Annotated in this window: 11 protein-coding genes and 1 pseudogene; 8 read left to right on the forward strand and 4 right to left on the reverse strand. The window is 69.2% G+C overall.

What is annotated here, in order from left to right; translation table 11 throughout:
• Both HUU96_RS05260 and HUU96_RS05265 read left to right on the forward strand, forming a co-directional pair.
• Window positions 1-412: pseudogene (locus tag HUU96_RS05260) on the forward strand (DNA polymerase III subunit gamma/tau); the annotation flags it as partial.
• On the forward strand, window positions 409-732 hold the full coding sequence (locus tag HUU96_RS05265; protein WP_174291804.1) for a YbaB/EbfC family nucleoid-associated protein: 324 nt from the start codon (window positions 409-411) through the stop codon (window positions 730-732). The pseudogene HUU96_RS05260 and the gene HUU96_RS05265, both read left to right, overlap by 4 nt.
• Before the next feature lie 559 nt (window positions 733-1291).
• Here HUU96_RS05265 and mtgA read toward each other — a convergent pair.
• The 4 genes from mtgA to HUU96_RS05285 all read right to left on the reverse strand — a co-directional run bounded on the left by mtgA (window position 1292) and on the right by HUU96_RS05285 (window position 5160).
• Window positions 1292-1966, reverse strand: a complete 675-nt coding sequence (mtgA, locus tag HUU96_RS05270; RefSeq protein ID WP_174291805.1) for a monofunctional biosynthetic peptidoglycan transglycosylase — start codon at window positions 1964-1966, stop codon at window positions 1292-1294.
• Window positions 1963-3243 (reverse strand): flavin monoamine oxidase family protein, encoded by a 1281-nt coding sequence (locus tag HUU96_RS05275; RefSeq protein ID WP_174291806.1) that lies wholly within the window; start codon window positions 3241-3243, stop codon window positions 1963-1965. The genes mtgA and HUU96_RS05275 overlap by 4 nt, the downstream gene beginning before the upstream one ends.
• 1 nt (window position 3244) lies before the next feature.
• Window positions 3245-4150, reverse strand: coding sequence for an RNA polymerase sigma factor RpoH (gene rpoH, locus HUU96_RS05280; RefSeq protein WP_174291807.1), 906 nt, complete (start codon window positions 4148-4150; stop codon window positions 3245-3247).
• A gap of 62 nt (window positions 4151-4212) precedes the next feature.
• Window positions 4213-5160: an RluA family pseudouridine synthase gene (locus HUU96_RS05285; RefSeq protein ID WP_174291808.1), complete on the reverse strand. Its 948-nt coding sequence runs from the start codon at window positions 5158-5160 to the stop codon at window positions 4213-4215.
• Window positions 5161-5178: 18 nt separating this feature from the next.
• Here HUU96_RS05285 and HUU96_RS05290 point away from each other — a divergent pair, with 18 nt between their 5' ends.
• The 6 genes from HUU96_RS05290 to HUU96_RS05315 all read left to right on the forward strand — a co-directional run.
• Window positions 5179-5580, forward strand: a complete 402-nt coding sequence (locus HUU96_RS05290) for a Mov34/MPN/PAD-1 family protein (RefSeq protein ID WP_174291809.1) — start codon at window positions 5179-5181, stop codon at window positions 5578-5580.
• A 66-nt stretch (window positions 5581-5646) separates the two neighbouring features.
• On the forward strand, window positions 5647-6288 hold the full coding sequence (locus tag HUU96_RS05295) for a histidine phosphotransferase family protein (RefSeq protein ID WP_174291810.1): 642 nt from the start codon (window positions 5647-5649) through the stop codon (window positions 6286-6288).
• Between the two features lie 77 nt (window positions 6289-6365).
• A complete protein-coding gene (locus tag HUU96_RS05300; protein ID WP_174291811.1) occupies window positions 6366-8672 on the forward strand; it encodes a chemotaxis protein CheA in 2307 nt (768 codons plus the stop codon).
• Window positions 8669-9100, forward strand: coding sequence for a chemotaxis protein CheW (locus tag HUU96_RS05305; RefSeq protein ID WP_174291812.1), 432 nt, complete (start codon window positions 8669-8671; stop codon window positions 9098-9100). The genes HUU96_RS05300 and HUU96_RS05305 overlap by 4 nt, the downstream gene beginning before the upstream one ends.
• Window positions 9101-9174: 74 nt before the next feature.
• Entirely contained in the window at window positions 9175-9540 is a 366-nt protein-coding gene (locus tag HUU96_RS05310; protein ID WP_174291813.1) for a response regulator, read from the forward strand.
• Between the two features lie 88 nt (window positions 9541-9628).
• On the forward strand, window positions 9629-10592 hold a 964-nt coding region (locus HUU96_RS05315; protein ID WP_254605017.1), incomplete at its 3' end, for a chemotaxis protein CheB.

Raw genomic sequence — 10592 nt, forward strand, 5'->3', positions numbered from 1 at the left:
GCCCGCCGCACCGGGGCTGCCGCGCGACTTCACCGCGCTCGTCGCGCTGCTGGAGGGGAAGGGGCAGCACGCGATGGCGGCGTCGCTCCACCTGCGGGCGAGCGTGGTGCGCTATGCGCCGCCGGAGCTGGTGCTCAGCGGCGCCCGGCCGCTGCCCGACCGCTTCGCCGCCGACGTTGCCGAGGCGCTGAAGCGTGCCACCGAAACCAACTGGCGGGTCACGACCAGCGACGTGGAGGGCGCACCGACGCTGCGCGAGAGCCACAAGGCGGCGGAAGCGGCGGCGCGCGACGCGATCCTGGCGACGCCGGTCGTCCGCGCGGCGATGGTGGCGTTCCCCGGGGCCGAGCTGGAAAGCTGGCCGATGCCGTCCCCCGACCCATCCCCGATCGACCAAAGGAGTGCGATGTGAAGAACCTCGACGAGATCATGGCCATGGCGCAGAACGTCCAGGCCGAGCTGCAGAAGGCGCAGGCGAGCCTCGACACGATCGAGGTCGAGGGCGCGGCCGGCGGCGGCCTGGTCAAGGTCCGCGCCTCGGCCAAGGGGCGGATCATCGGCCTCAGCATCGACGACACGCTGATGGTGGCGAGCGAGAAGCAGATGCTGGAGGATCTGGTCGTCGCCGCGTTCAACGACGCCCGCGCCAAGGCCGACGCGGTGTCGGGGGCGGAGATGTCGAAGATGTCGGCCGGTATCCCGTTGCCGCCGGGTTTCAAGCTGCCGTTCTAGGCGCAGCGCGCACGCCGCCAGCAAGCTGGCGTCGAGACGCGCCAGCCCGGCCGGCGTCGCGCAGCGACGGTCGACGGCGCGGGCTTTGCCCGCGCTGGAGTAATTGTTCGTTAGAGAACGCGGTGCGATTGGCAGAACGCGATCGTAAAGCATCCAGGTGATACAGAGTAATCATGCGCCCCAGCCGCTCTTGCTCTCAGGTTGTGCTTTGGCTCTTGCTCCTTCTGAGCCCGCTTGGCGCGCCCTTGATGGGTGCTGTTATCGCGCACTGCCCGCCTGATCCATTGCTAACGCCAACAGGGCCGTTCGCGCTGGGGATGTCTTATTGCGGCATCAATCGGCCGATTGAGCATCTTTATCAACATGCCATTATGGTCTCCATATTGCCAATGGCAGTTGCCGGACCATTCTTCGGCACGTTGATCACTGCTGTTTGGTGGTTGTCAGCGCTGGTTAGTGCCGGAGGCTGCGTCTGGTCTCTTTGGCGTGCAGTAAGAGCGGCTATCAGCGAATAACCTCGGGCGACTGATTCTGAGCATAGGCTGCTATACCTATAAAATCACCGCAAACACCCATCCAACCCACCCCGCCGAACCACGCCAACATACCGCGCCAGCACATTGCCGTGCGAGCGCACGAAGCCATGCGGGTCGATCGCCGCGCGCTTTTTGGGGAGCGGCAGCACCGCCGCGATGCGGCCCGCCTCGGTCGGCGTCAGGTGGCTGGCGTCGTGGCCGAAATAGCGCTGGGAGGCGGCGTTCGCGCCATAGGTGCCGATGCCGGTCTCGGCGATGTTGAGGTACACCTCCATGATCCGCCGCTTGCCCCACAGCGCCTCGATCAGGACGGTGAAATACGCCTCCACCGCCTTGCGCGGGTAGCCGCCGCCCTGGAACAGGAACGCGTTCTTGGCGGTCTGCTGGCTGATGGTCGAGCCGCCGCGGATGCGCCCGCCCTTCTCGTTGCGATAGACCGCGCCCTCGATCGCCTTGAAGTCGAAGCCGTGGTGCATGCAGAAGTGCCCGTCCTCGCCGGCGATCGCCGCGCGCGCCATCGCCGGGTCCATGCGGCTGAGCGGCATCCAGCTCTTGGCGACGCCATGACCGCCGATCACGTCGCCCAGCATGGTGGCTGTGAACGGCGGCGGCACGAAGCGGTACAGCCCGACCCACAGCACCGTCACGGCGACGAACACCAAGGCACCCTTGAGCAGCCAGCGGAGAAGGCGGATCATGCGCCCGCTTGTATCGCCACTTCCGTCCGCAACGCCAGCACCGCGCGCGCCGCGTCGACGCCGGTCTGGTAGGCACCGTGCGCGGTCGAGAAGTCGGTGCGCGAGCAGGCCTCGCCCGCGAAGAACAGGCGGTCGTCGACCGGCTCGGCCAGCACCTGGCGCTCGCCCGCGCGGCTGACCAGCGCGTGGGAATAGCTGCCGCCGATGAACGGCTCGTGCCGCCAGCGGGTCGCGGCGAGGGGGTGAAGGCGCGCGCGCCAGTCGCTCCCCAGCAGCGCGACCAGTTCGTCGACCGCAAAGGCGCAGGCGGCGTGCTCATCCTCCAGCGCCTCGGCGCAGTCGCCGCCGAAGAAGCTCTCAACGATCGGCCAGCCGAACGGCGACAGGCGATGGCTGGCGGTGCAGACGCGGTTCGGATCGCCGACCAGATGCGCGTGCGCCGGCCAGTCCGGACGGTCGACGGCGATGAACACCTTGTCGGCCAGCCCGAGCGGCAGCGCCGCGGCGGCATCCTGCTTGTCGGGCAGCGGCGGGTCGAAGACGATCGCGCCCAAGGTCGCGCTGGGCATGCAGACGATCGCCCGCTCCGCCGCGATCGTGCCGACATCGGTCTCGATCAGCAGCGTGCGCCCGCGATGGTCGATCCGCCTGACCGGTGTGCCGAGCCGGACGGAGCCGCGCGCATGACTGGCGATCAGCGTGCCATAGCCCTCGACCACCGCCCAGTTGTCGTCATCCGAAGCGTCGTCATAGGCGTGCCAGTCGTGAAGCGACACGTCGCGGAGCTGCGCGCCATTGGCGTAACCCGAGATCGCGTCGAGCATCGGCCGCCAGCGCGGATCGGCGGGGATGCTGGCCAGCGACCGGTCGGGTCCCGCCGCGGCCTTGTAAGCGGCCTGTTGCCAGCCGCCAAAGGCTTCGCCGAACGCGCGCTGATCGTCGGCGGGAAAGCCGAGGTCCTGCCATTGCTCGTGCCAGTGCGGCGATGAGCGATCGACGGCCAAACCCTCGCGTTCGGCAATGCCGGTCCAGGGATTGCGGCTCGCCGAGTGTAGCCAGCCGCAGCCCAAATCGACATGGCGGTCATCGAGCAACGGCACCACCCAGTCGGGCAGCGCCGCATCAGTCGCCACCAGCGACGACAGCGCCATGCTATGCGCACGGCCGCCAAGCCGACCCTTGGCCTCGACCAGCAGGACATCCTCGCCGGCATCGTGGAGCGTCCGCGCCGCCGCGATCCCGGCCGCACCGCCGCCGATGACGACGGTGCCCGTCACCTCAGGCGGCGGCGAGCAGCCGCTTGTCGCCGGCGATCCGCATCATCGCCTTTTGCAGCTTCTCGAACGCACGCACCTCGATCTGGCGGACGCGTTCGCGCGACACGCCATAGACCTGCGACAGCTCCTCCAGCGTCTTGGGGTCGTCGGTCAGCCGCCGCTCGGTCAGGATGTGCTTCTCACGGTCGTTGAGGTCGTCCATCGCCGAGACCAACATGCCGTGGCGGACACTGGTCTCCTGCTCCTCGGCGACGATCTGGTCCTGCAGCGGCGCGTCGTCCTGCAGCCAGTCCTGCCACTGGCCTTCGCCGTCCTCGTTCATCGAGACGTTGAGCGATGTGTCGCCGCCCATCGCCATGCGGCGGTTCATGCTGACCACGTCGCTCTCGGCGACGCCCAGATCGGTGGCGATCTTGGCGACGTTCTCCGGCGACAGATCGCCATCCTCGAAGGCGTCGAGCTTCGACTTCATCCGGCGCAGGTTGAAGAACAGCTTCTTCTGCGCCGCGGTGGTGCCCATCTTAACCAGCGACCAGCTGCGCAGGATATATTCCTGAATCGACGCGCGGATCCACCACATCGCATAGGTGGCGAGGCGGAAGCCGCGGTCGGGCTCGAACTTCTTCACGCCTTGCATCAGCCCGATATTGCCCTCCGAGATCAGCTCGGACGTCGGCAGGCCATAGCCGCGATAGCCCATCGCGATCTTGGCAACGAGGCGCAGATGGCTGGTGACGAGCTGCGCCGCCGCATCGGTGTCGCCATGCTCCTGAAAGCGCTTGGCGAGCATGAACTCCTGCTCGGGCTGCAGGAGGGGAAATTTCTTGATCTCCGACAGGTAGCGGTTGAGGCCCGCCTCGCTCCCGAGCGCGGGGATCGTCGCCGGGACATTGCTACGAGCTGCCATGATGTTCTCCCTTTCCTGGCGGAGAGTCGCGCCTCCCGCACTGCAGCGAAACGCGATGGTGTCTATACGTCAAGCCGGCTGAACAGTTCCTGCATATCGGCCGGCATTGGGCTGTCGAACGCCTTTCGCGTACCGCTCACCGGATGGATGAAGCCCAGGTGCGCTGCGTGCAACGCCTGACGGCGGAAACCCAATGTTGCCAGGATCGCCATTGAGGCCCCTCTTGCACGGCCATAGACCGGGTCGCCCAGCAGGGCATGGCCGATCGACGCCATGTGCACCCGCACCTGATGGGTGCGCCCGGTCTCCAGCCGGCACTCGACCAGCGCGGCATCGGCCAGCCGTTGCTCGGTGCGATAGTGCGTCACCGCGCGGCGGCCACCGGCGACGATCGCGATCTTCTTGCGGTTTTGCGGGCTGCGGGCCAGCGGGGCGTCGATCGTTCCGCTTGGCGGGGCCGGGATGCCGGTGGTGATCGCGCGGTAGCGGCGGTCGATGCTGTGGTCGTGGAACTGGCGGGCGAGGCCCTCATGGGCACGGTCGGTCTTGGCGGCGACCATCAGCCCCGACGTGTCCTTGTCGATGCGGTGGACGATGCCGGGCCGCGCCACGCCGCCGATACCCGACAGCGATCCGTCGCAATGGTGGAGCAGCGCATTGACCAAGGTGCCGTCGAGATTGCCGGCGGCAGGGTGGACGACCAGCCCGGCGGGCTTGTCGACGACGATCAGATGCTCGTCCTCGAAGGCGACGACCAGCGGAATGTCCTGCGCCTCGTTATGCGCGGGGGCAGGGGAGGGGACCGCGACCGCGAACACCTCGCCGGCCGTCGCCTTGATCGCCGGGTCGCGCGTCAGCGCCTCGCCTCGCGACACCGCACCGCTCGCGATCAACACCTTGAGCCGCTCGCGCGACAGCGTCGGCACCGCTTCCGCCAGCGCGCGGTCGAGCCGCCAGCCATGCGCGGCCGGCGCGATCGTCGCTTCGATGATGGCAACCCCCCGGTCCATGCTTTACTCCAGATGGCGATGGACGCGGGAATTTCAAGCGAGCTGGCGGCGGCGATCCTTGCCCATGCGGCGGCGTCGCCGGGCGTAGAGGTATGCGGGCTGCTGCTCGGCCGCAACGGCTGCGTGGACGAGGCGCGCGCCTGCCGCAACGTCGCGGCCGACCCGTCCCGCCGTTTCGAGATCGATCCTGCCGCGCTGCTCGCCGTCCACCGCGAGGCGAGGGCGGGCGGACCCGCGATCCTAGGCTGCTACCACTCGCATCCATCGGGCAGCGCCGAGCCGTCGGCGTGCGATGCGGTGGCGGCCGAGCCGAACGGCTGGATCTGGGTGATCGTCGCCGGCACCGATATACGGGCATGGCGCGCCGTTCCGCAGGGCGAGCGGCACGGCCGGTTCGACGCCGTGGCACTGCGCGACTGACGACCGCCGCTTGCGCACGCGACTCGCCCGCGCCACAAGCGGGCGACCCGTCAGGAACATCCTCCCATGCCCGTCACCCCCGTCGACTTCGCCAGCCTGCTCTGCTCGCGGCTGTGCCACGACCTGTTGTCGCCGGTGGGGGCGCTCAACAACGGGCTGGAGCTGCTTGCCGACGAGAAGGACGCGGCGATGCGCGAGCGGGTGCTGGAGCTGCTCGCCGAGAGCGCGCGGGCTTCGGCGAGCAAGCTAAAGTTCTTCCGGCTGGCGTTCGGCGCGGCGGGCGGCTTCGGCGCGACGATCGACCCGCGCGAGGCGCGCACCGCGATCGAGGGCCTGCTGGTCGATCACAAGCGGATCGAGCTCGGCTGGCTGGTCGAGGACGAGGTGATGCCCAAGGACGCGGTCAAGGTACTGATGAATCTGGCGCTGATCGCGATCGACGCGCTGATCCGCGGCGGCACGCTCGACATCGGTGCGGAGAGCCAGCAGGGCCGCATCGAGATCGCGGTGAAGATCGCCGGCCCGCGCCTCGTCCTCGATCCGGAGCTGCGCGCCACCCTGTCGGACGGCGAGAGCTTCGAGGGCGTCACCCCGCGCGCGGCCGGTGCCTTCCTGGTCCATTCGCTGGTCGCCGCCCAGGGCGGCAGCGTTCAGGTGTCGGAACCCGCCGACGGGGTGATGGTGTTCGGCGCGACACTTGCGGCCTGATCCCGGGCGCTGATCCGGTGCGGTAAACGTCGCTTTAACGCCTGTTCGTCCATGAGCCTCCGTAACGAGGGACATGCATGGACGATCTGCTGCAGGAATTCGTGTCGGAGACGCGCGAGACGCTGGAGGCGCTCGCGGGGGAGATCGTCGCATGGGAAAGCAACCCCACCGATCGCGCTCGGCTCGATGCGATCTTCCGCTTCGTCCACACCGTCAAGGGCAGCTGCGGCTTTCTCGACCTGCCGCGGCTGGCACGGCTGAGCCACGCCGCCGAGGACGTCCTGGCCGCGGTGCGCGACGGTGCGCGGGTGCCCGACACCGCCCTGGTCAACGCCGTCCTCGCCATCGTCGACCGGATCGGCGAGCTGGTCGAGGCGATCGATGCCGGCGTCGCGCTCGATGATTCGAGCGAGGACCTGCTGATCGCCGCGCTGGCCGAGGATGCCGCCCCGATCGCGCAGGCCGCGCAGCCCAGCTTCCAGCGTGGGGCCAGCCGCTCGATCCGCCTCAACGTCGACCTGCTCGACCGGATGATGAGCGGCATGTCCGACATGGTGCTGGCCCGCAACGAGCTGGCGCGCCGAATGCGCGACGCCGCGCCCGATCCGCAGAGCGAGGCGGCGCTGGAGCGGCTGTCGGCGACGGTGGCGGAGATGCGCGACACGGTGACCCGCACCCGGATGCAGCGCATCGAGGCGCTGTTCGCCGCGCTGCCGCGGATGGTGCGCGACACCGCCGCCGATGTCGGCAAGCAGGTGCTGCTGTCGATCGATGGCGGCGATGTCGAGCTGGACCGCGAAATGATCGAGCTGCTGCGCGACCCGCTGGTCCACATCGTCCGCAACTCGATCGACCACGGCATCGAGGCTCCTGGCAACCGCCGCGCCATCGGCAAGTCCGAAGCGGGTCGCCTCAGCATCTCCGCCCGCCAGTCGGGTAACCAGATCGTGGTCGAGGTCGGCGACGACGGGGCCGGCATCGACGTCGCGCGCATCGTCGCCAAGGCGATCCAGGCCGGGCTGTGCAGCGAGGCCGAAGCCGCCGCGATGAGCGACGCGGCGCGGCTGGAGCTGATCTTCGCGCCCGGCCTGTCGAGCCGCGACGCCGTCACCGCCCTGTCCGGCCGTGGGGTCGGCATGGACGTGGTGCGCTCCAACATCGAGCAGATCGGCGGCAGGGTCAGCCTGACCAACACGCCGGGACGCGGATTGTCGATCGCGATCAACGTGCCCTTGACGCTGTCGATCATCTCCACCGTTGTCGTCGGCGTCGAGGAGCAGCGTTTCGCCCTGCCGCGCCAGGCGATCGAGGAGATCGTCTCGACTCGCAACGATACGGTGCGGCTGGACCGGATCGGCGATGCCGCGATCGCCGCGGTGCGTGGCGAGCGGCTGCCGCTCGTGTCGCTGGCGGCCGTTCTCGGCGTGGCGGATCGCCTGCCGGCGATGCTGATGATCGTCGCCACCAGGCTGGGCCGCTATGCGCTTGGCATCGACACCGTTCTCGACACGGAGGAGCTGGTGATCAAGCCGGCGGCACCGGCGGTGATGGGATCGGGCATCTATGCCGGCCAGACGCTGCCCGACAGCGGCCTGCCGATGCTGCTGCTCGATGCGGCAGGCGTCGCCGCGGCGGCGGGGCTGAGCTTCGTCGAGGGCGTGCAGGAACAGGACGATGCCGCCCCGGTCGAGGAGGAAACGGCGGTGCTCGCGCTGATGTTCGATGATCTCGACGGACGCCGCCGCGCCGTCGCGCTCGCCACCGTCGATCGGGTCGAGACCGTCCCGGCCGCCGCCATCCAGCCAAGCGGCGAGCGCATGTATCTGACCGTCAACGGCGAACTGCTGCCGCTGCATCTGGTCGGCACCGTCGATCCGGGCCTCGACGCCTCGGTCTTGCGGCTCACCGACGGCGAGCGCGACATCGGCTATGTCATCGCCGAACCGATCGACATCGTCGCGCTGCCCGCGTCGATCTCGCCCGTGCCCGGCGACGGCTTCACCGCCGGCATCGCCATGATCGACGAGATGCCGGTCGAGTTGATCGACGTCCACGCGCTGTTCGCCGCGCAGGAGATCGCGCCGGCCGCGCGGCCGCTGTGCCTGCTCCACGCCGATGGCGAGGGCTGGATGGCCGGCTTCCTCAAGCCGGCGCTGGAGGCGGCCGGCTATCGCTGCGTCACCCGCGTGCCGGCCGGCCAGCGCGCCGTCCTGGCGCTGGCGATGGACGACGCGTCGCCGCCGGACGACCTGCCGACCATCCGCCTGCGCCGGGATCGCGGCGGCAGCGATGGCAGCATCTATCGCTATGACCGCGAGGCGGTGGTCGCCGCGCTGGCCGACACACTGGCAGGCGGTCGCCTGATCGCGGGAGGAAGCCGATGAGCGTGTTGTTCCTGATCGCGACGATCGCCGGGCGCACCGTCGCGATCGACACCCATCATATCGACGCGGTTGTCGACCTGACCGACCTGGTCTCGATCCCGCGCACCAGCCCCGCGATCCGCGGACTGGCGGCACTGCGCAGCCGGGTGGTGACGGTGATCGACACCGCCCTTGCGCTGGGCCTCGCGCCGATGTCGGCCGAGGCGCGGCGGGCGATCACGGCGCGGATCGACGGTCATTCCTACGGCTTCCTCGTCGAGGCGCTGGAGGATGTCGCCTCGTTCGAGCCGCAGGCCCTGTCGCTGGGCCTCGCGCTCGATCGCGGCTGGCGGTTGGCGGGCCGGGGCATCGTCGAGCGCGACGGCAAGCCGATCCTGATCCTCGACCTCGCCGCGCTGCTGCCCTCGCCGGCGGCATTGGCGGCGTAAAATCTCCGCATCTTAACCGCACCCTTACCGGTGCCCGGCCATGATGGCGTCAGCAAGCGTGAAAGGCTGTTTCGATGAAGACGTGTCTGGTGGTCGACGATTCGAAGGTGATCCGCAAGGTCGCGCGCCACATCCTCGAAACGCTCGACTTCACGGTCAGCGAGGCGAGCGACGGTCGCGAGGCGCTCGACCAGTGCCTGGCTTCGCCGCCCGACGTGATCCTGCTCGACTGGAACATGCCGGTGATGAGCGGCATGGATTTCCTGCGCGCGCTGCGCGGCTCAACCGTGCCGACCCGCCCCAAGGTCGTGTTCTGCACCACGGAGAACGGCATGGCCTATATCCGTGCGGCGATCGAGGCGGGTGCCGACGAATATGTGATGAAGCCGTTCGACCGCGACACGCTGGAGAGCAAGCTGCAGATCGTCGGCGTCGCCTGACCGGACACGGGCGGTGAGCGCCTCCCCTTCTGCGGCCGCCTTGCCCGCATCGACACCGTATCGCGTCCTCATCATCGACGATTCGGCGGTGGCGCGCGCGATCATGGCGCGGGCGATCACCGCCAGCGGCGAGGGCGTGGTGGTGCAGGCGGTACCCACCGTGGCTGCCGCGATGGCATTCCTTGCTACGGGTACCGTCGAGTTCATCCTGCTCGACATCAACCTGCCGGGGGTGGACGGACTGACCGCGCTGCCCGACCTGCTCGTCGCCGCTCCGGGCGCGAAGGTGGTGGTGGTGTCGTCCGCTGCCGAGGGCATCCAGGCGCTCGCGCTGGGCGCGGCGGAGGTGCTGGCCAAACCCGGCCCCGCCGATTACACCCGGCGCTTCTCCGCGACGCTGGTCGACACGCTGACCCGCTTGAGCGCGCCCGCCGGCACGGCCGTGCCGTCCCGCGCCACCGCCGCCAAGCCGCTTGAGCCCATTCCTGCGTCGCGCAAGTCGCAGTCGATCGTACCGCCGCCGTCGCCAACCAGCGCGGACTTCGATCTGGTCGCGATCGGTGCCTCGACTGGCGGCATCCATGCGCTCAGCCTGTTGCTGCGGGAGATTCCCGCCTCATGCCGCGTGCCGATCCTCATCACCCAGCATCTGCCCGCCAGCTTCATGCCCTATTTCGCGGCCCAGCTTACCGTGCTCGCCGGGCGACCGTGCGACGTCGCGATCGATCGGCTGCGGGTCCGGCCCGGTCGGATGGTCGTCGCGCCGGGCGATGCGCACATGGTTGGCGTGCGGCTGCCCGATGGCGGCACCGCGATCCGGCTGTCCCATGATCAGGCGGCGAGCGGCTGCCTGCCGTCGGTCGATCCGATGCTTACCTCGCTGGTCGCGATCCATGGCAATCGCCTGCTGACGATCATCCTCAGCGGCATGGGTCGCGACGGGTCGGACGGCGCGCGCGCCGCTCATGCCGTCGGCGGCTGCGTCGTGGCGCAGGACAGCGCCAGCTCCGTCGTTTGGGGAATGCCCGGCGCGGTCGTCGCGGCCGGCGCGG

The sequence above is a fragment of the Sphingomonas bacterium genome, assembly GCF_903644135.1.
In the GTDB taxonomy this organism is placed as follows: Bacteria; Pseudomonadota; Alphaproteobacteria; order Sphingomonadales; family Sphingomonadaceae; genus Sphingomonas.